The organism is Marinobacterium arenosum (assembly GCF_019795155.1).
Classification (GTDB): Bacteria; Pseudomonadota; Gammaproteobacteria; order Pseudomonadales; family Balneatricaceae; genus Marinobacterium_C; species Marinobacterium_C arenosum.
Window position 1 is genome coordinate 33,490 of sequence record NZ_JAILYN010000015.1, and the last position, 20,321, is coordinate 53,810.

Consider the following 20,321-nt stretch of genomic DNA (forward strand, 5'->3'; position numbering starts at 1 on the left):
ACAGGATTTCCAGAAATGGGCCGTTTGCCGTATGGCAGTATTTACCTGGCAACGCCCCTCAACCGACGCTACCAATCGCGGAAAACACCTTCAGACGCTCTTCCCGCTCAGGCAAGCGTCGAGCCATTTGACAAAATCGGCCTGCATCGCCTCACTGATGCTGTGCTCGACGGGATACAGCCGGAGTTGATGCGACACCTTCAGCTGGGTAAGCCAGCGATCTGCACGTTGAGCCCACTGGACGGGTAGCTTGCTGTCGTACTCACCGTGGCCGATAAACGCTTGCAGACTGGCCAGACGTGATGGAGGCGCCAGATGCGGCTCAAGCTCCGGCAGGATGCGTCCGCACAGCACCGCAAAGCCCAAAACAGACTCCGGGGTACTCAGTGCAACGCTGGCGCTCATAATGCCGCCCTGGCTGAATCCGGCAATCAGGGTGTTCTGTGGGGCGATGCCATAGCGGGACTGCAATTGTGCCACAAAGCGAATCAACAGTTGGCGGCTGCGCTCTGCTTCAGCGGCTACGATGCTGGGGCCGTGCTCGGTAAAAGCCACACGAAACCACGCGAACTGTTGCGGCGCCAACGGCAGAGGCGCTTGCGCCAGCACCACCATCAGTTCGGGATCGATCGAGCCAGCCAGCCCCGCCAGGCTCATTTCCGAGCCTCCCACGCCGTGCAGTAGTACCACACATCCCTTGGGCTTGGCGGGCTGCGGAGTCCGTAGACGAAAAGCGAGCTCGAAAGCTGTATCCTGGTGCAACGAACCGATCATGCTATTAAAACTGTCCATAAGGTTTCCTATTTAGTCTGTAGCCATATCAATCTCAGCAGGCACCCCCCAGGCGTAGGAATCCATAGAGAGCACTCCATAGGTGATCCCCCCCTCGATAATCTGAGCCCCCTCATCTGCCGACCGGGCGCCGAGTGCAACCAGCAATGGCAAGAGATGCTCCTCGGTCGGATGGGCCCGCTCGGCGTGAGGCGCCAGGGTACGATAATCCACCAGTCGACCGATCTCCTCTGCCAATACGGCATGGTGAACCCACTGGGCGAACTCCCGGGCATAGGGCGCTTGCGCCCCACCCTGGCGGAACTCGTAGAGATTATGGGTCAGGCTACCGGAACACAGGATCATCACCCCCTGCTTGCGCAGGGGTGCCAGCACCTGCCCCAGATGCAGAGCGCCGGCCGTATCGAGGGTATGGGGCATCGAAAGCTGAAAGACCGGCACTCTGGCTGCCGGCAGCAGGTGGCGTAACGGTACCCAGGCGCCATGATCGAGGCCGCGGAAATCGTCCAGACTTACGGAATACCCTGCCTTAGCCAGTAGTTTGGCTGCCGCTGTGGCGTATTGCGGTGCGCCGGGGGCCGGGTATTGCAATTGATAGAGCGCCTCGGGGAAGCCGCCGAAATCGTGAATCGTTTCCGGTTTCGCGCAGGCCATCACTCGGAACTCATCCGTCTGCCAATGCGGAGAGACCACGAGAACCGCATTCATGGTTGGCAATTGCCGGCCTATTGCGGCAAGTTTGCCGCCGAGCAAACCCGGTTCGAGGGCAAAGGTCGGAGCCCCGTGCGAAATAAAGAAGAGCGGTGCCATCGTCATATCGTTTCCTCAGGCGTCTCTTGGTATGCCGGATTGTCCGGCTGATATTGCTGTGCCAGCAGTGCCGCCACCAGCTCTGTATAGGGTGCGTTCAGTCCCTGCGCTCGGCAACGTCGCAACACGGCACCGGCAATGCTGTCCAGTTCCAGCGGACGCCCCTTTTGCCTGTCCACCAGCATCGAGGTTTTAATCGCATTAAAGGAGCGGATCAGCTCAAACATATCATCCACATCGGCCCTGGAAAGCGTGATTCCATCGGCGTTGGCAGCCATAGCCGTTTCCTCCATCAGGCCGTACACGATCCGGCTGAACGCCGGGTGATGGGTGAGGCTGTGAGTATCCAGTCCGGTCAGGGCCGACAGCGGGTTGACGCCATTGTTGATCACCAGCTTGCGCCACAGTTCAAAACGGATATCGCTGGCGATCTGGGTGGGAATCCCTGCCGCATTGAATCCGGCATTCAGTCGATGCAGCAGCTCTGTCCGGGCGTTGGCTGCGCGATTCGCGTGCGGCCACTCCCCCATAATAATCTGCGCCGGCCCTTGCGCCTCGATCCGGCCAGGTTGCAGGATATGGCCGCTTATGCGAACCGCCAGCCCCCCGATGACCCGTTCTTCGCCCAGCCATTCAGAGAGCAAGGGTTCGTTATCAACCCCATTTTGCAGAGAAATCACAGGTACTTTGCCGGCTGTTAACCAGGGCCGCAGCGTGTCCAGTACGGATTGGGTCGCAGTAGCTTTAAGGGTCAGCAGAATGGCGTCGAACTCATCCGGCAGGAACTGTTGCATCAGTGCGCTCAGATCCACAGCCGTTACGCGGGCATCGAAGGAAAAGGTTTCATGCTCGACCCGTAGACCCTGCGTCTGCATCGCCTGCAGGTGGCGGCCGCGGGCGGCCAGAACAACCCGGTGCTGCGCCTGGATAAGCCGCGCAGCATAATAAGCACCGATTCCGCCGGCACCCACGATCAATAGATTCACCACGACCTCACTTCAATGAACCAACTAAAGTCTGTTCAAAATTTGCCCCTTGAGCCATACAAGGCGCATCGTCCAACGGGCATGTGTCTAACTGCTATATGACTGGGGAGGCTAAAGCCTGCGAACCCGGATAAAACCGCGCGATAGCCAACAGCATAGGACGATGCCGCCAGCCGACATCGCAGCTTCGATGAAAGCCGCAACAGGAGCTGCGTTATAAAGCAGCCCCGTAGCCTGGCAACTCTTCGGCAAAGAGAGACGGCATCAAACCGCTGGCTGCGTTTTTCTAACCCCGAACACCAACGCGCAAAAACAGCAGCAGAGCAGCAACGCCACCATATTCTCCTCCAATGACGGCGAAATGAGCAGGAAAAAGCCCTCCTCCTTGGTCAACGCCGAAAAGCTCGACACACAGAACGGGCACAGGAAAAGCCGAGCCACCTGCCAGAATTGTCGACGGACACGGGCCAACGACAGCGGACCGGTCGCCAATACCAAGGCAATTCCGACGATGGCACTAAGCCCGAGGGAGTTCGCCCAGAGTTTCGCATTCCTATCGAAATGAAAAGCCACCATCGCCAAGTACCAGATGAAATAGCACCAGAGCGTCAGGCTACCTAAGGGCATAGAGCTCAAATAAGGTTTCATAATTGGTGTTTCTGTCTCTTCGCTACTTTTCTAACTCGATTTTTCTAATTCGATTTTTTGAATAACGAATCGACTGAATACATTTGTGCAACATGAAAAAAGCCCCCGAAACGGAGGCAATAACACCAAGCACTTGCGAAGAACTTGAAGGAACCAAGCAGCAACAAAGCAATGACGCAGTCGTTCAGCGACCCAGCTTTTTCGCCGAGGTTCCGCCGATGCCCCAGTTCTGTTTGGGGACTTCGTGGATCAGCACCCGGATATTCTGTTCCGGGGCATCGATTGAGCGGCTGATGGCGGCGGTCACTTCGGCCACCAGCATCTCCTTCTGCTCGTCGGTGCGTCCTTCCATGATATTGATGTGAGCGATAGGCATCAGCCTCTCCTCCTCTACTTGATCTACTTAAATAGCCAGGGACGCAGCAGCCGGGTGACCCGGGGCATCACCAGGTAGGTCATCAGCAATACCTGCAGCACCACGATAGTGAGAATCCGCTGCCAGAGCGCCATGTCGTCCAGCCAGGGCGCCAGCAGCAGATTGAGCAGCAGTACCAGGCTGAACACCACGCCGATCAGCACCAGCGCCATCTTGTGCGGCGACGGGTGCTGCAGCACCGGCAGCTCCGGCAGGTCGAACCAGAATTCCAGCCCGGTGCCGCGGCGCATCACCGGCTCGCCCTCAACCAACCCGTCCAGCTTATCCAGCCACTGCTGGCGCAACTCGGACTGCTCCCAGCTGCGGCAGTGGCTGTAGGTGTCGAACCGGTAGATCAATACGTACTCGTGATCGGTCGCCGGCCCCGGCCGCAGCACGTTGGTGCCCAGGTGGCCGGGGTAACTTGAAGCCGCCTCGACGACGCCGGAGATCCAGGCTTCGTACTGCGCCTCGAAGCCCGGCTTGACCCGCCGCGAGATGCTGACGGTCACGGTGCCCTCATCGCCGGGCTGGGTCAGCTGTTTGGCGCAGGGAGACGGCTTGGTGTTCATACCGGCGTTACCTTGTTATCAGACGAATTTGCCGCTGATGGTACCCAGGTCCTGGTAGCGAACACAGAACGAGTCGCCCTTGTTGACCTGCACTGCGGCGGTGATCGCGCCGATCATGACGAAGGAGCCGGCCGGCAACTCTTCGCCACGCTCGCCCAGCATGTTCGCTAGCATCGCCACCGACGCCGCCGGGTGGCCCAGCACCGCGGCACCGGCACCGACCTCGACCACTTCGCCGTTCACTTCCATCACCACACCCAGGTTCTTCAGATCCAGGTCGGCGACATCGGCCATGCGGCCGCCGGTGACGAAACGGGAGGAGGAGGAGTTGTCGGCGATTACGCTCTTCAGATCGAACTTGAAGTCGCGGTAACGGGAGTCGATCACCTCCACCGCCGGCATCACGAAGTCGGTGGCCCGCAGCACGTCGCCGATATGGACGCCCGGACCTTTCAGCGGCGCCTTGGTGACGAACGCCAGCTCCGCTTCGATCTTCGGATGGATCAGCTCGTCATGCTTGATCTCACCGCCTTCCGGTACCGAGAAGTAGTCCGCCAGGAAGCCGTAGCAGGGATGCTCGACGCCCATCTGGGACATCTTGGCCCAGGAGGTCAGGCCCATCTTCATGCCGACGATTTTGTTGCCGCGCGCTTCTTTGCGACGACGGATCTCCCACTGGATGTCGAACGCATCCTCATAGCTCATCTGCGGGTAATCGTCGGTGATCTTGGTGACGTCGTGCGCTTCCAGCTCGGCGTTTTCCAGGTGGATCGCCAGCTTTTCAATCTGTTCTTTAGTCAGGTTACCCATTAGCTCAGCCCTTTTTCTTTTGCCCGTTCTTTTGCCATGCTCAGCGCCAGGTCTTCGATCATGTCTTCCTGTCCGCCCACGGTACCGCGGCGGCCCAGTTCCACCAGGATGTCACGCGCCTGGATGCCGTACTTCGCTTCGGCCCGCTTGGCGAACAGCAGGAACGAGGAGTAGACACCGGCGTAGCCCAGCGTCAGGGCATCGCGGTCCACCCGGATCGGCTGATCCATCAACGGCACTACGCGGTCTTCCGCCACATCCATGATCTTGTACAGGTCGATGCCGTGGTCGGCGCCCATGCGATCCAGTACCGCCACGAACACCTCCAGCGGGGTGTTGCCGGCACCGGCGCCCAGCCCGGCTACGGAACCGTCGATACGGACCGCACCGGCATCCACTGCCGCCAGCGAGTTGGCGATCGCCATGCCCATGTTGTGGTGGCCGTGGAAACCGATGTCGGTTTTCGGGTTCAGTTCGGCGCGCAGCAGGCCGATCTTCTCGCTGACCTCATCCGGCAGCATGTAGCCGGCGGAGTCGGTGCAGTAGATGCAGTTGGCGCCGTAGGCCTCCATCAGTTTGGCCTGTTCGACAATCTTTTCCGGCGTGGCCATGTGGGCCATCATCAGGAAGCCCACGGTATCCATCTCCAGCTTGGCGGCCAGGCCGATATGCTGTTCGGAGACGTCGGCCTCGGTGCAGTGGGTGGCGACCCGGATGGTGTTGACCCCCAGGTCCTTGGCCATGCGCAGGTGATCGACGGTGCCGATGCCCGGCAGCAGCAGTGCCGATACCTTGGCGTTCTTCATCTTCGGAATCACCGCACCGAGGTATTCCTCGTCGCTGTGGGCCGGGAAACCATAGTTCACGGACGCGCCGCCCAGGCCGTCGCCGTGGGTCACTTCGATCAGCGGCATACCGGCTTCATCCAGCCCGGTGGCGACATCGACCATCTGCTCCAGCGAGATCTGGTGACGCTTGGCGTGCATGCCGTCACGCAGACTCATGTCGTGGAGTACTACTTTTTTGTCTTTCAAATTCATTGCTTTATCCTCCACTTAACCACGGGCCGGCAGGGTGATGCTGCCGTTATGGGCTTCTTCGGCGAACATCTCGGCGGTGCGCAGACCGGCAGCGGTCATGATGTCCAGGTTGCCGGAGTATTTCGGCAGGTAGTCACCCAGGCCTTCCACTTCCAGGAAGATCGACACCCGGTTGCCGTCGAATACCGGCCCGTTGACCAGCCGGTAACCCGGCACGTACTTCTGCACTTGCTTGATCATCGCGTGCACGGATTCGGTGATCGCTTGCTGGTTCGGTGCTTCCTTGGTCAGGCAGTGCACGGTGTCGCGCATGATCAGCGGCGGCTCGGCCGGGTTGATGATGATGATCGCCTTGCCCTTGTCGGCACCGCCGACTTTCTCCACGGCACCGGCGGTGGTGCGGGTGAATTCGTCGATATTCTTGCGGGTGCCGGGGCCGGCGGAACGGGAGGAGACGGTGGCGATGATCTCGCCATAGGCCACATCCTGCACCTGGGACACCGCCGCGACCATCGGGATGGTCGCCTGGCCGCCGCAGGTCACCATGTTGACGTTCATCTCCAGCTCTTTGGCGTGCTGCTTGAGGTTCACCGGCGGTACGCAGAAGGGGCCGATCGCCGCCGGGGTCAGGTCGATCATGATCACGCCCAGCTCGTTCAGCTTGCGGCTGTTCTCGGCGTGTACATAGGCGGAGGTGGCGTCGAAGGCGACACGGATATCGTCCTCGATGACGTGCGGCAGCAGACCGTCCACGCCCTCGGCGGTGGTCTTGATACCCATCTCGCGGGCGCGTTTCAGGCCGTCCGATTCCGGGTCGATCCCCACCATCCAGGCCGGCTCGATCCACTCGGAGCGGAACATCTTCATCAGCAGGTCGGTGCCGATGTTACCGGGGCCGATAATTGCGGCTTTCAGCTTTTTACTCATCTCTCGTTTTCCTCTCAATCACCGGCTGTTAGACGAAGCGGACGGACGTGGAACCGATACCGCCGATACTGACGCTCATGTGGTCACCGGCCTCGACCGGTTCCAGCGGCACCAGTGAACCGGACAGGATCACCTCGCCCGCCTTCAGCGGAATACCGAACTCACCCAGGGTATTGGCCAGCCAGGCAACGCAGTTGACCGGGCTGCCCAACGCCGCGGCGCCGGCACCGGTGGAGATCACCGAACCGTTCTTCTCCACCACCATGCCGCAGGTGGCCAGGTCGACCTTGCGCGGATCCACCGCCTTGTCGCCAAGGATGAACAGGCCGCAGGAGGCGTTGTCCGCCACGGTGTCCTGGATCTTTATCTGCCAGTTCTCGATGCGGGAATCGACCACTTCGAAGCAGGGGATCACGCAGTCGGTGGCGGCCAGCACGTCGGCGTTGGTGACGCCCGGGCCCATCAGGTCTTTTTTCAGGATGAAGGCGATCTCGCCCTCCGCCTTCGGCTGGATCAGCTGCTCGCTGATCGGCATCTCCTGACCCTGGCTGTAGGCCATCTTGTCGGTCAGGTAGCCGAAATCCGGCTGGTGCACGTTGAGCATGTTCTGCACCGCCTTGGAGGTGACGCCGATCTTCTTGCCGATAATCTTCTCGCCGGCTTCGACCCGGCGCTCAACCATCCGCAGCGAGATGTGGTAGGCGTCTTCGATGCTGATGTCATCAAAGCGCTCGGTAAACGGACGCAACGTGGTGCGATTGGTCAGAGCGTCGAAGAGCTCGTCACCGCACTGAATAATCTGTTGTTTTTCCATGATGGCCACTTATAAAAGTTATTAGTTAACAGTACGGAGTTAACAGAACAGCCACTGTCGACTGTCCACTGTTAACTCATGACTGGATCAAAGCTTGATGCAGATGTTCTTCAGCTCGGTGTAGAACTCGAGGCCATGCACGCCGCCTTCGCGGCCGATGCCGGACTGCTTGGCGCCACCGAAGGCGGTACGCAGGTCGCGCAGGAACCAACTGTTGACCCAGACGATGCCGGCTTCCATCTGCTCGGCAACGCGTACCGCGCGGGCGCTGTTCTCGGTCCAGATCGCCGCCGCCAGGCCGTAGTCGGTATCGTTGGCCAGCTCGACCACCTCGTCCTCGCTGTCGAACGGACGGATATGGCAGCAGGGGCCGAAGATCTCCTCACGAATCACGCGGGCGTCATCGGCCAAGCCAGTCCAGATGGTCGGCTCGACCCAGGCACCGTCGTTCAGCGCGGCACCCATGTCCGGCACACCGCCACCGATCTCGACAGTGGCGCCCTCTTTCACCGCCAGCCGGTAGTAGGAGAGCACCTTGTCGCGGTGTTCATGGCTGACCAGCGGGCCGAAGCTGGTTTCGGCATCTTCCGGGCGACCGAGTTTCAGCTTGGCGACCTCCTCTTTCATGCGCGCCAGGAAGGCTTCATAGATGGGGCGTTCGACATAGACGCGTTCGGTGCCGAGACAGACCTGGCCGCAGTTGACGAACGCGGAACGCATGGTGCCTTCGACCGCCTTTTCCAGATCGCAATCGGCGAAAACGATGCCGGGGTTCTTGCCGCCACACTCCAGCGAGATGTTGCGCAGCCCCACCGCGGCGGCCTTCATGATCGCCTCGCCGGTACGGGTCTCGCCGGTAAAGGTGATTGCATCGACCTGCGGATGGCTGGTCAGGAACTCGCCGGCGGAATCCGGACCGAAACCGTGCACCACGTTGAACACGCCTGCCGGTACGCCACACTCGTTCATCACCTCGCCCAGCAGGGTGGTGGTGGCCGGTGTTTCTTCCGAAGGCTTCACCACCACGGTGTTGCCGCAAGCCAGTGCCGGGCCGACCTTCCAGGTCATCAGCAGCAGCGGCAGGTTCCACGGACTGATCACCGCGACCACCCCTTTCGGCGTACGGTGACCGACATTCAGCGCCCCCTTGCCATCCGGTGTATCGAGGCGGAAGCCTTCGGTCGGATGGTTGGCCAGGGTTTCGGAGAACGCCTTGAAGTTGGCCGCGCCGCGCGGAATATCGATATGGCTGGCGATCTTGTAGGGCTTGCCGGTATCGCGGCACTCCGCCTCGAGAAACTCGTCGAAGCGTTCATTGATCCGGTCGGCGACCTTGTTCAGCAGCTCGATCCGCTGCGCCTGGCTCAGCTTGCCCCAAGGCCCCTTCAGCGCGGCCCTGGCGGCACGCACCGCAGCGTCGACCTCGTCACGGCCAGCCTCGTGCACCTGGCCGATCAGGCTGCCATCGACCGGGCAGCGGTTCTCGAAGGTTTTACCGTTGGCAGACGAAACATACTCGCCGTTGATAAAATGCTTGAACTCTTTCATAGATCACCTTGGTTATAGGCAACGTCGATGCGCTGCTCTTATGCTTTTCATGTCGGGCGACACAGCCACCTACAGGGCTTCAGCCCAATCCCGCCGATGTCAGTTGAATTCAGTATAACTTTGCAAAAACGGGATAAAACTCACAAAACTGGCGGTTAGAAATTCCATAAACGGGAATCGTAAAAGACAGGACAGGGCTCCGGTTTTCCTGTCTGTGGGTAGCGCGGGCGACGGCTCAATGGCCGATGGGTTCGCCGTTGGTCGCGGATAAATCCCCTCCTACAGGGGCGGAGCTTCGTAGCAGCCCGCTTTTTATGCCCGTGGGTGCCACGGGCGACCGAACAATGCACCAATGGGACCGCCGTTGGTCGCGGATAAATCCCCTCCTACAGGGGCGGAGCTTCGTCGCTACCCGCTTTTTATGCCCGTGGGTGCCACGGGCGACACTTCGGACGATGCCGACCCGATCGCGGTCGATACCCAAAGGGCATGCCAAGCCCGCTGCTACGGAGTGAGCTGCCCCAATAAACTGCCGCGTTATTGAGGACTGGTATTGGCCTGTCGTGCCTCTTGGCTTCGGTATTTCAGCGCCCTATTGAGGGCATAAACGGCCGATCCCAGCACCACGCCCCAGAAGGCCGCGCCTATCCCCCAGATGCTGACCCCGGACGCGGTGGCCATGAAGGTAATCAGCGATGCATCCAGGTGAGCCTTGTCCTCCAGTGCGGCACTCAGGCTGTTGCTGATCGCGCCCAGCAGCGCCAGTCCGGCGATAATGGCGATCATCTCAGTGGGAAAGCTGGTGAACAGCAGCACGATGCTGCCGGCCAGAATCCCGCCGATCAGATAGAACACCCCATTGGCTACCCCGGCGACATAGCGCTTGTCCGGGTTTTCGTGGGCATCCGCACTGGTGCAGATGGACGCAGTGATCGCCGCGATCACCGTGGTAATGCCGCCGAACAAGGCGGTCGGGATCGACACCAGCGACAGCAGGCTGATGATCGGGCGCGAAGAGAAGGCATACCCCGACGCCTTCAGAATGGTGAAACCGGGCAGGAACTGCCCGGTCAGGCTGACGATCACCAGCGGCAGCGCCAGCCCCAGCGTCGAACTCCAGCTCCATTCCGGCACGATCAGCAGCGGTGTCGCCAAACGCCACTCCAGCTGAGACAGGTTGGCGTCCAGTGCCGTCACCGACAGCAGGATGCCCAACGCCACCATCAGCACCAGGAAATAGGCCCGGCTGAAATACTTGAACAGCACGAAGCCGATAATCATCAGCGTCGTCACCAACGGTGCCGACGCCAGCGCCCGGAAGGCGCCCAGACCGAAGTCGAACAGAATGCCGGCCATCATCGCCGCGGCCACGCCACGGGGAATCAGCTGCACCACCCGGTCGAACAGACCGGTAATACCGATCAGGAAGATGATCACAGCCGCCGTGATATAGGCTGCCACGGCCTCATTGATCGACAGGTCGGGAAACAGCGTCACCAGCAGTACCGTGCCCGGCGCCGACCAGGCGGTGATCACCGGTATTCGGAACCAGACGCTGAGAACAATGCCGGTGACCGCGGCACCGATGGAGATCGCCCAGACCCAGGAGGTCATCATCTCCACCGAGATAGCGGCGTTCTGCGCCGCCTGGAAGAAGATCGCCAAAGGCCCCGAATAGGAGACCAGCACCGCCATCAGGCCGGCGACCACGGTTGAAACCGAAATATCCTTGAGCATAGTTCCGCCTCCCTTCAGCCCGGCTCGGCAATCGCCTTGTTCTCGAGAAAATAGCCTGGCCCATGGCCTAGGTCGTCGCGGATGAACTCCATTCCTGCAGGCACGATGGTTGGTTTTGTTGCCATGATGTTCTCCTCAGCATAAAACGCGAAAGCAGGGCCGGAGCCCTGCTTGGTATGTAACCCATGGTTTATCCCAGATCGCCGCCACCGACCGGCAGCACCGTTCCGGTGATATAAGACGCCTCGTCCGATGCCAGGAACAGGATCGCGTTGGCCTGTTCCTCCGGCACGCTGTAGCGCTTCATGAAGCTGGAGTCGATGGTCTGGTCCACGATCTGCTGATACCAGACCTTTTCCTGTTCGCTCATCGTGCTGGTATTGCGGGGGATGCGCCGCTCGCCGACATCGGTGCCGCCCGGCGCCACCGCATTGATCCGGATACCGTGCCTGGCATTCTCGAACGCCATGCAGACGGTCATCGCGTTCACGCCCCCTTTGGCGGCGGCATAAGGCACCCGGTTGAGTCCCCGGGTGGCGATCGAGGACACATTGACGATCACCCCGCTCTGCTGTGACTGCATCGGCTTGAGCACCGCATGGCAGCACCAGAGTGTCGGGAACAGCGAGCGGCGTACCTCGGCCTCGATCTGCGCCTCTTCGTAAGCCTCGTAAGGCTTGGCCCAGATGGTGCCACCGACATTGTTGACCAGGATATCGATGCGGCCGAAGTGGTCGATACAGGTATCGGCTACCCGGCAGCACTCGGGATATTTCTCCAGGTCCGCGGTCACCACCCGTACCTGCGAGGCGCCCGCCGCCTCAGCCTCCTGGGCGATCTCATGCACGATATCGGAGCGGTCCACCAGCAGCAGACTGGCCTGTTCGGCCGCCAGCTGCAGGGCGACGGCCCGGCCAATCCCCTGGGCAGCGCCGGTCACCACAGCGACCTTGTTTTCAAAACGCTCAGCTCTCATGGCCTGTTCCTCACTTGCTGGCGGCAAACTTTTCGTAATGGAAGCTGACCGGCTCTATGCCCCGCTCCTGCATATAGCTGTTGACCGCCTCCACCATCGGCGGCGGTCCGCACAGGTAGATATCCACGTCGCCATCATTCAGATGGCCCGCTTCGATGTGGTGCGTCACATAGCCTTTCTGGGGCCAGCTGCTCTGTTCGGAGGCCACGCAGGCGCTGAAGGTGAAGTTTTCGACCGCTGCGGCAAAGGCTTCCAGTTTGTCCAGCTCGACCAGGTCCGCATCGTGGGTAACACCGTAGATCAGGTGGACAGGATGTTCGCTGCCCTGCTGCCGGATCTTCTCCAGCATCGCCAGGAAGGGCGCCAACCCGGTGCCACCGGCCAGCATCAGCACCGGCCGCTTCACTTCACGCAGATAGAAGCTGCCAAAGGGTCCACGCAGCACGAGTTCGTCGCCGACCTGCGCCTTGCCGGCCATGAAGGTGCTCATCAGTCCTTCCGGCACCACCCGGATCAGGAAAGAAACGGATTCCTCCGCCTCGTTGACCATCGAGCTGAACGAGTAGGCGCGGGACTGATCGGTGCCCGGCACCTGAACGTTGACATACTGGCCCGGCAGAAAGTGCATGGCGCGGACCTGGTCGCCGGCGACAGTGAACGACAGCGTGGACTCGGACAGGCGGTTGATCTCGGTCAGCTTGGCGTGGACATCGGCCTGCTGGCTGCGCACGCAGACTTCGGACGAAGCCGGCACGGTCACCACACAGTCCGATTCGGGAATCATGCGGCAGGTCAGCACGAACTGCTGTTCCGCCTCTTGATCGGACAGCGCATCATCGATATAACCGTCCATCTCGTAACTGCCGGATTCGCAGTGGCACTTGCAGGTACCGCAGGCGCCGTCACGGCAATCCAGCGGGATATTGAGGCCGGAACGGTAAGCCGCATCGGCGACGGTTTCCATCGGCAGTGTGGTGATGAATCGGGTCACCCCATCTTCGAAATTCAAAGCTACTTTATACATGGCGTGCTACCTCGGCCCCTTGAGGGGTATCGGCGATACCCCGGGACACTTGTTATAGGTGTGAATCGTTCAGAGGTGGTAGATATCCACCACGTGATGGATGTAGTCGTTCTTCAACACCACCTTCTTGCGCTTGATCTTCAGCTGGCCATCCTCGCCACGGACCAGCGTCAAGAAGGCGCTACCGAAATAGGTGTCCACGGCGTTGTAGCGGACACTGTTGGTCAGCCAGTTGTAGCGCACCTCGGCATCGCTGCCGGAGGCGCCCAGCACTTCCAGGTTGCTCAGCATGTGCTGGGTACGCGGTTCCGGCAGCGAGCTGGCGCTGGAACGGTCGGTCTTGATACGGAACACACGATCTTCCAGGCCATCGCGGCGGGCGTAGTAGATCAGCGAGATCTCGGACTGCGGGTCCACGGTCAACTCGCCATCCACATCCCAGCTCGGCACCCAGTACTCGGCATCCTTGTCGTAGTGCTCCAGCCAGGTGTCGTAGTCCTTGTCATCCAACGCACGCTGCTCGGAGTGCAGAAAGTTACGGATCTCTTCGTAGGTAATGCTCATCGGTACGCCTCCTTATTTCTGATCCTTGCGCGCGGCCTCGGCCAGCACTTGCTGCCAGTAATGGTGCTGGACGATATACAGTCCCTCGTCCTCGGTCTTTTCACCGCTCATCAGCGGGTGGAGATCCAGCTTCCGGGCATCCTCGTCCTGGCCGTCGATCCAGTGCTCGGCACCGCGGCACATATCGTTCCAGGGCAGCTTGAGCCCCTTGAAGCCCTCCTGGCAGGCGCGGAACTCTTCCAGGTCATCAGGCGTCGCCATGCCGGACGCGTTGAAGAAGTCTTCGTACTGACGGATGCGATGAGCACGCGCCTCGGCGCTCTCCCCTTTGGGCGCGATGCAGTAGATGGTCACCTCGGTCTTGTCGACGGAGATCGGGCGGAAGTGACGGATCTGGGAGCTGAACTGGTCCATTAGGAACAGGTTCGGGTACAGGCAGAGGTTGCGCAGATTGCCGATCATCCAGTCGGCACGGTCTTCGCCGAACTTCGCGACCAGCTCGTCGCGGCGCTCATACAGCGGACGGTCCTGCGGGTTCGGCCAGTTCATCCACAGCAAGATATGGCCATGCTCGAAGGCGTAGAAACCGCCCTTCTGCTTGTTCCAGGTGGAGGCATCCATCGCCTTGACGTCGTCGATCGACATGCCGGCCTTGCGGCGCGAGGTGGTCGCCACGTAGTTCCAGTGGGTCGCGGAGACGTGGTAACCGTCGGCACCGTTTTCCGCCTGCAGTTTCCAGTTGCCATCGTAGATATAGGTGGAGGAGCCGCGCACCACCTCCAGCCCTTCCGGCGACTGGTCGACGATCATGTCGATGATCTTGGCGGCCTCGCCCAGGTGCTCGGTCAGCGGCTTGACGTCGTCGTTCAGCGAGCCGAACAGGAAGCCGCGGTAGTTCTCCATGCGCACCTTTTTCAGGTTGTGGGAGCCGTTGCAGTTGAACGATTCCGGGTAGCCGGCGCCGTCCGGGTCCTTGACCTTGACCAGCTTGCCGGAGTTGTTGAAGCTCCAGCCGTGGAACGGACAGGTGAAAACCGCCTTGTTGTCCTTCTTCTTGCGGCACAGCACCGCACCGCGGTGGCTGCAGGCATTGATGAAGCAGTTCAGCTCATCATCCTTGTTACGGGTGATGACCACCGGCTGGCGGCCGATGAACGTGGTGAAGTAATCGTTCTTGTTGGCGACCTGGCTCTCGTGGGCCAGGTAGATCCAGTTGCCCTCGAAGATGTGTTTCATCTCCAGTTCGAACAGCTCCGGGTCGGTGAACATGTCGCGACGGCCGCGATAAAGACCGTTCTCTTTATCGACCTCCATCATACCGCCCACTTTGGCTATCAGATTATCTTGCATGTCAGGCCCTCCTTATTGTTTGGTCCCAGATTAGAGAGCCCGCCAAAAGGCCACTATCCAGCCCTTGCCATTCTTTATCCCATATCTGCAGCGGATACAGTTGCAGCACGGGGCTAGGAAAATCGCATCCGGGCACCTTCGGCATACCGCACATCCCTGTGCATGCGCCGCTCCTGTGCATCCATGCACCCGCGGCATACCGCACATCCCTGCGCATAAAAAACGCCGTCAGATGACGGCGTAGGAAGGTTCGACTGCAGAAACAGGACAGTCGATTGCAGCACGACAACAACAATTCAGGTCAGCGTGGTCAGGAAACGCTCGTTGAGCTGGCGGTCATGATAGAAGATCGCTTTGCCCAGCTGCTCGGCGTCCCAGGTGACCGGTTCGTGATCGGGGTAGTGGTAGTCCCCGCCACAGAACACCTCGTTGCGGTTGCCGGACGGGTCGAAGAAGTAGATCGTCTGACCATGGGTCAGACCATGACGGGTCGGGCCGATATCGATGGAGGTATCGGTCATCGAGATCAGGTCACCGGCCCGCAGCACATCGTCCCAGGTCTCCAGGAAGAAGGAGGCGTGATGAAATTTTCCGGGCTCGGGATGATCGATAAAGGCAACGTCATGTGCCTTCATGCTGGCGGTCAGGAACTGCGCCACTCGCTTGCCGTCAGGGGCAACCACCTGTTCGGCCAGCTCGAAGCCCAGCACGTCACGGAACAGCGCCAGCGTCCGGTCCAGTTCGGTGCCGTACAGCAGACAGTGGTCGAAGCGCGTGGCTTTCATCCCCTTGAGGTCACGGGGCCAGGCTTCCGGGTTGCGGTTAGCCACGCCCCACTTGCCGGTCTGCTGCTTGCTGGCAAACAACTCGAAATGGTGGCCACTGGGTGCCAGAAAGCGAAGACGGCGCCCGCAATCCTTCAATTCACCGGCCGGAATTTCCTCAACGCCGCAACCGAACGTCTGCAGATCCTGATGCAACTGCTCGAGGATCTCTTCACTCAGGCACTTGAAGGCCATGAAATCCATGCCCGGCCGGTCCGCTTCACGTAACACCACCGAGAACTTGTCCACCTCGGTCCAGGCCTTCAGGTACACCCGCCCCTGGCTGTCCCGGTCCATCTCGACCAGGCCCAGCAGATCGACGTAATGCCGTAGCGCTTCATCCATATCCAGTACCCGGATCTGCACATGACCGGGACGCATCACACCCTTTCTCATAGCCACCTCTCTTATTGTTCGCTTTTGGCGGCGACGCTTCCGCCGCCGATGACTCGACTATTGCAGGTGCGTGTGCGGCATTAAATCCGATGGCTGCAAGCTTTATCCAATCCATGCAAACCAACCGCCGTTGCAGTTTTTGGACACAGCTGTGCACCTGGCGGCTATTGCCCACCCGGCCGCCTTCTTTCTAATCAACAGACCATAAAAATAACGACGCACAATGAGGTTTATCATGTTCAAGCCCAACAGAATGCTTACTGCCGTCGCGGCCGGTCTGGCCACCCTGTCCCTGAGCACAACGGTTGCGGCCAGCGACGAGCCGATCAAGGTCGGCATGATGCTGCCTTTCAGCGGTGTTTACGGCGCGCTGGGCGATGCCACCCGCAACGGCCTGAAGATGGCGCTGCAGGAGAAAGCCCCGCAACTACACGGCCGCAAGATCGAATTCATCGAGATCGATACCGAAGCCCGCCCCGAGCGCGCCCCTGAAATCTCCTCTTCGCTGCTCAATAACAGCAAAGCCGACTTCATCATCGGCCCGGTGCATTCGGGCGTCGCCATGGGCATGCTGAAAGTGCTGCGTGGCAAGGAGACGGTGATGATCGTGCCCAATGCCGGTGCCGGCCCGGTGACCGGTCCGCTGTGCGCACCGAACGTGTTCCGCACCTCGTTTTCCTCCTGGCAGCCGTCCTATCCGATGGGCGAGGTGGCATTGGACAACGGCTACCGGAAAGTGGTGACCATGAGCTGGAACTACGGCATGGGCAAGGAGAGCCTGGACGCCTTCGAAGAGTCCTTCACCGCCGGTGGCGGTGAGATCGTCAAGAAGATCCTGGTGCCCTTCCCGAAAACCGAATTCCAGGCCTACCTGTCCGAGATCGCCTCGATCAATCCCGATGCGGTGTTCGTGTTCTTCGCCGGCGGCGGCGCCGTTAAGTTCGTCAAGGATTACGATGCGCTGGGTCTGAAGGGCAAGATTCCGCTGCTGGGGGCCGGCTTCCTGACCGAGGGCACACTCGAGGCCCAGGGCAGCTCGGCCGAGGGCATCATGACCACGCTGCACTATGCCGATACCCTGGAGACAGCCGAGAACCTCGACTTCCGCAAGTCCTACCAGGCGCAGTTCGGCAAACCCTCCGATATCTATGCGGTACAGGGCTATGACACCGGCCTGATGATCGCCTCCGCCGTCAACCGGATGGGTGGCGATGTCTCCGATCACGCATCACTGATCAAGACCCTGGAGAACACCACCGTGGAGAGCCCGCGCGGTGCGTTCACCTTCTCCGCCGCCCACAACCCGGTGCAGAACATCTACCTGCGCACCGTGGAGGGCGGCGTCAACAAGGTGCTGTACGTGGCGTCCCCGGCGCTGAGCGACCCGGCCCGCGGCTGCAAGCTCTGATCCACAGCCGGGCGGCCCCGGCTGCCCGGCCTGTTCCAACCAACTGATCTGCGGGTTCTGTCATGACCACGTCCCTGTTTTTAGTGCAGCTGATCAACGGACTGCAGTATGGTCTACTGCTGTTCCTGATCGCGTCCGGCCTGACGCTGGTATTCGGCGTCATGGGCATCCTCAACCTGGCACACGGCTCGATGTACATGGTCGGCGCCTACCTGGCCTGGTATTTCGTCGAACATACCGGCAGCTTCGGCCTCAGCGCCATCCTCTCCGCCGCCATCGCGCTGCTGATCGGCATTCTGGTGGAGCGCACCCTTATCCGCCAGCTGTACCGGCGCAACCACCTGGACCAGGTGCTGCTGACTATCGGCATGATCTTCGTGTTCAACGCCCTGCAAAGCCTGTTGTGGGGCAACGATCCGCTGGGGGTCGCCGTGCCTGAGCCACTGTCCGGCGCGGTGCCGCTGACCGAGGTGCTGGAATACCCGGTCTACCGCATCTTCGTCGCATTGCTGTGCGTCGCCATCGCCGCGCTGATGTATTTCATGATCAACAAGACCCGTCTCGGCATGTTGATCCGCGCCGGTGAATCCAACCGCGAGATGGTCGAGTGCCTCGGCATCGATATCCGCAAGCTCTATACCATCGTCTTCGCCATCGGCGTGATGCTGGCCGCGGTGGCCGGCGTGGCCGCCGCGCCTATGTCCTCGATCGTACCCGGCATGGGTGAGCACATTCTGATCACCTGCTTCGTGGTGGTGGTGATCGGCGGCATGGGCTCGATCAAGGGGGCGCTGGTGGCCGCGCTGCTGGTCGGGCTGGTCGATACCTTCGCCTCGGTGCTGCTGCCCCAGCTGTCGAGCATGATGATCTACATCCTGATGGCGTTCATCCTGCTGCTCAAACCTCAGGGACTGTTCTCGTCCTGATCCGGAGTCCGTGCCATGCTTTTCAATAAACGTACCGAACGCTACTTCATCTGGCTGTTCTTTCCACTGGCCCTGCTGCTGCCGCTATTCCTGGAACAGAACACCTTCTACGTCAGCAAACTGACCAGCGTGATGATCTTCGCCCTGTTCGTGATGTCGCTGGATTACCTGGTAGGCCGTTGCGGCCTGATCACCCTGGGCCATGCGATGTTCTACGGCCTGGGCGGCTACCTGTTCTGGATGATCGCACCGGAATACGAGGCGGTGAACTTCTGGGTCTACACCTTCTACATCTGCATGATCGCGGCAGCCGTCGCGCTGGTGATCGGCTTCCTGGTGCTGCGCACCAGCGGCATCTACATGATCATGATCACCCTGGCTTTCGCCCAGATGACCTTCTACTTCTTCTCCGACTCGATCGAGTTCGGCGGCAACGACGGCCTGTTCATCTACGTCAAGCCGGAAACCAGCATCTTCGGGCTCAGCTTCTTCGACCTCGATAACCCGACCCACTTCTACTACCTCTGCCTGCTGTCGCTGTTCAATACGCTGGTGTTCTTCCGGCTGCTGATCCGCTCCCGCTTCGGCCGAGTGGTGGACGCCATCCACGAGAACCCGGGCCGGACCACGGCGCTGGGCTACAACATCTTCCTGTTCCGCCTGATGAGCTACGTGATCGCCTCGGCGCTGGGCGCCTACGCCGGCTACCTGTTCACCCTGCAGTACGGCTTCGTCAACCCGTCGATGCTGGCCTGGACCACCTCCGGCTCGGCACTGGTGATGTCGATACTGGGCGGCATGGGTTCCATCTACGGCGCCGTGCTCGGCACCTTCGTCTACGAAGGGTTGCACTACAGCCTCGAACACCTGACCGAACACTGGCTGCTGTTCATGGGCGCCCTGATCATCGCCATGGTGATGCTGTTCAAGAACGGCATCGCCGGATACATGGAGAAACTGCTGGAGAAACGCGTATGAATACCCAAGTCTCGCTGGATATCCAGGTGATGCTGGAAACCCAGGGCCTGTGCAAATACTGGGGCGGGCTCAAGGCATTGGACGGTGTCTCACTGCAGTTCTACGACAAACAACTGCACGGCATCGTCGGCCCCAACGGAGCCGGCAAAAGTACCCTACTGAACCTGCTCTGCGGTCATTACAAACCAACCCACGGCCGCATCATGCACAAGGGCGAAGCGATCGAGGCGATCAAGCCCCACGCCTTTGCCCGCCGCGGCATCGGCCGCAGCTTTCAAAAAACCAATATCTACCCGGGCGCCAGCTGCCTGGAGAACTGCTGCGTGGCGGTGCAGCGGCGTATGGGCGGCAACTTCAACCTGCTGCGCTCGCGTTACAGCCAGAAGGTGCTGGACGAGATCGCCAGCGATGCGCTGGACAAGGTGGGCCTGGGCGCCCGCCGCGACCAGATCGCCGCGCAGATCAGCTATGGCGAGCAGCGCCAGTTGGAGATCGCCATGGTACTGGCCACCGCCCCGCAAGTGCTGCTGCTGGACGAACCCATGGCCGGCATGGGCCACGAGGAATCCCAGCTGATCATCGAGCTGCTGAACAGGCTCAAGCGGGAGTACTGCATCGTGCTGGTGGAACACGACATGGATGCGGTGTTCGAGCTGTCGGACCAACTGACCGTGATGGTGGATGGCCAGCACCTGACCACCGGCACCGTCTCTCAGGTGCGCGATAATCCGCGCGTAAAAGAGGCCTATCTGGGACAGGGCGACGAGGTATTCTGA

At 60.5% G+C, this 20,321-nt stretch carries 21 protein-coding genes; 4 read left to right on the forward strand and 17 right to left on the reverse strand.

The features are described 5' to 3' along the window. Window positions 1-90: 90 nt before the first annotated feature. The 17 genes from K6T12_RS08785 to K6T12_RS08865 form a co-directional block, all read right to left on the reverse strand. Window positions 91-792, reverse strand: a complete 702-nt coding sequence (locus tag K6T12_RS08785; protein WP_222221520.1) for an alpha/beta hydrolase — start codon at window positions 790-792, stop codon at window positions 91-93. A gap of 12 nt (window positions 793-804) precedes the next feature. Further along, the gene (locus K6T12_RS08790) at window positions 805-1,608 is read right to left on the reverse strand and encodes a dioxygenase family protein (protein ID WP_222221522.1); all 804 of its coding nucleotides are present in this window, start codon (window positions 1,606-1,608) and stop codon (window positions 805-807) included. Next, window positions 1,605-2,588, reverse strand: a complete 984-nt coding sequence (locus K6T12_RS08795; RefSeq protein WP_222221524.1) for a ketopantoate reductase family protein — start codon at window positions 2,586-2,588, stop codon at window positions 1,605-1,607. The genes K6T12_RS08790 and K6T12_RS08795 overlap by 4 nt, the downstream gene beginning before the upstream one ends. 264 nt (window positions 2,589-2,852) lie before the next feature. After that, window positions 2,853-3,236, reverse strand: a complete 384-nt coding sequence (locus tag K6T12_RS08800; RefSeq protein ID WP_222221526.1) for a hypothetical protein — start codon at window positions 3,234-3,236, stop codon at window positions 2,853-2,855. Between the two features lie 184 nt (window positions 3,237-3,420). Beyond that, window positions 3,421-3,612 carry a 2-hydroxymuconate tautomerase gene (locus tag K6T12_RS08805; protein ID WP_222221528.1) on the reverse strand — a complete coding sequence of 64 codons (192 nt, stop codon included), beginning with the start codon at window positions 3,610-3,612 and terminating at the stop codon, window positions 3,421-3,423. 23 nt (window positions 3,613-3,635) lie between these two features. Beyond that, window positions 3,636-4,223 carry an antibiotic biosynthesis monooxygenase gene (locus tag K6T12_RS08810; RefSeq protein WP_222221530.1) on the reverse strand — a complete coding sequence of 196 codons (588 nt, stop codon included), beginning with the start codon at window positions 4,221-4,223 and terminating at the stop codon, window positions 3,636-3,638. Window positions 4,224-4,241: 18 nt separating this feature from the next. Further along, window positions 4,242-5,033, reverse strand: a complete 792-nt coding sequence (dmpH, locus tag K6T12_RS08815) for a 2-oxo-3-hexenedioate decarboxylase (protein WP_222221532.1) — start codon at window positions 5,031-5,033, stop codon at window positions 4,242-4,244. After that, a complete protein-coding gene (gene dmpG / locus K6T12_RS08820; protein ID WP_222221535.1) occupies window positions 5,033-6,073 on the reverse strand; it encodes a 4-hydroxy-2-oxovalerate aldolase in 1,041 nt (346 codons plus the stop codon). The genes dmpH and dmpG overlap by 1 nt, the downstream gene beginning before the upstream one ends. A 15-nt stretch (window positions 6,074-6,088) precedes the next feature. Then, window positions 6,089-7,000, reverse strand: coding sequence for an acetaldehyde dehydrogenase (acetylating) (locus K6T12_RS08825; protein ID WP_222221537.1), 912 nt, complete (start codon window positions 6,998-7,000; stop codon window positions 6,089-6,091). Window positions 7,001-7,028: 28 nt separating this feature from the next. Next, window positions 7,029-7,814, reverse strand: a complete 786-nt coding sequence (gene dmpE / locus K6T12_RS08830; protein ID WP_222221539.1) for a 2-oxopent-4-enoate hydratase — start codon at window positions 7,812-7,814, stop codon at window positions 7,029-7,031. Between the two features lie 87 nt (window positions 7,815-7,901). Next, window positions 7,902-9,362: a 2-hydroxymuconic semialdehyde dehydrogenase gene (locus tag K6T12_RS08835; protein ID WP_222221541.1), complete on the reverse strand. Its 1,461-nt coding sequence runs from the start codon at window positions 9,360-9,362 to the stop codon at window positions 7,902-7,904. Window positions 9,363-9,899: 537 nt separating this feature from the next. Further along, window positions 9,900-11,099 carry a benzoate/H(+) symporter BenE family transporter gene (locus tag K6T12_RS08840; RefSeq protein WP_222221543.1) on the reverse strand — a complete coding sequence of 400 codons (1,200 nt, stop codon included), beginning with the start codon at window positions 11,097-11,099 and terminating at the stop codon, window positions 9,900-9,902. A 190-nt stretch (window positions 11,100-11,289) separates the two neighbouring features. Further along, on the reverse strand, window positions 11,290-12,075 hold the full coding sequence (locus K6T12_RS08845) for a 1,6-dihydroxycyclohexa-2,4-diene-1-carboxylate dehydrogenase (protein ID WP_222221545.1): 786 nt from the start codon (window positions 12,073-12,075) through the stop codon (window positions 11,290-11,292). A gap of 10 nt (window positions 12,076-12,085) precedes the next feature. Next, window positions 12,086-13,099 (reverse strand): benzoate 1,2-dioxygenase electron transfer component BenC, encoded by a 1,014-nt coding sequence (gene benC / locus K6T12_RS08850; RefSeq protein ID WP_222221547.1) that lies wholly within the window; start codon window positions 13,097-13,099, stop codon window positions 12,086-12,088. Between the two features lie 69 nt (window positions 13,100-13,168). After that, complete coding sequence (locus tag K6T12_RS08855) at window positions 13,169-13,663, reverse strand: aromatic-ring-hydroxylating dioxygenase subunit beta (protein ID WP_222221549.1); 495 nt, start codon at window positions 13,661-13,663, stop codon at window positions 13,169-13,171. A 12-nt stretch (window positions 13,664-13,675) separates the two neighbouring features. Beyond that, on the reverse strand, window positions 13,676-15,013 hold the full coding sequence (gene benA, locus K6T12_RS08860; protein ID WP_222221551.1) for a benzoate 1,2-dioxygenase large subunit: 1,338 nt from the start codon (window positions 15,011-15,013) through the stop codon (window positions 13,676-13,678). A 296-nt stretch (window positions 15,014-15,309) separates the two neighbouring features. Further along, window positions 15,310-16,233, reverse strand: coding sequence for a catechol 2,3-dioxygenase (locus K6T12_RS08865; protein ID WP_222221553.1), 924 nt, complete (start codon window positions 16,231-16,233; stop codon window positions 15,310-15,312). Between the two features lie 235 nt (window positions 16,234-16,468). Here K6T12_RS08865 and K6T12_RS08870 point away from each other — a divergent pair, with 235 nt between their 5' ends. From K6T12_RS08870 to K6T12_RS08885, 4 genes are all read left to right on the forward strand, one after another. Beyond that, a complete protein-coding gene (locus K6T12_RS08870) occupies window positions 16,469-17,641 on the forward strand; it encodes an ABC transporter substrate-binding protein (RefSeq protein ID WP_222221555.1) in 1,173 nt (390 codons plus the stop codon). A 62-nt stretch (window positions 17,642-17,703) separates the two neighbouring features. Next, window positions 17,704-18,567 (forward strand): branched-chain amino acid ABC transporter permease, encoded by an 864-nt coding sequence (locus tag K6T12_RS08875; protein WP_222221557.1) that lies wholly within the window; start codon window positions 17,704-17,706, stop codon window positions 18,565-18,567. A 15-nt stretch (window positions 18,568-18,582) separates the two neighbouring features. Beyond that, entirely contained in the window at window positions 18,583-19,545 is a 963-nt protein-coding gene (locus K6T12_RS08880) for a branched-chain amino acid ABC transporter permease (RefSeq protein WP_222221559.1), read from the forward strand. Continuing rightward, a complete protein-coding gene (locus tag K6T12_RS08885) occupies window positions 19,542-20,321 on the forward strand; it encodes an ABC transporter ATP-binding protein (protein ID WP_222221561.1) in 780 nt (259 codons plus the stop codon). Before K6T12_RS08880 ends, K6T12_RS08885 begins: the two co-directional genes overlap by 4 nt.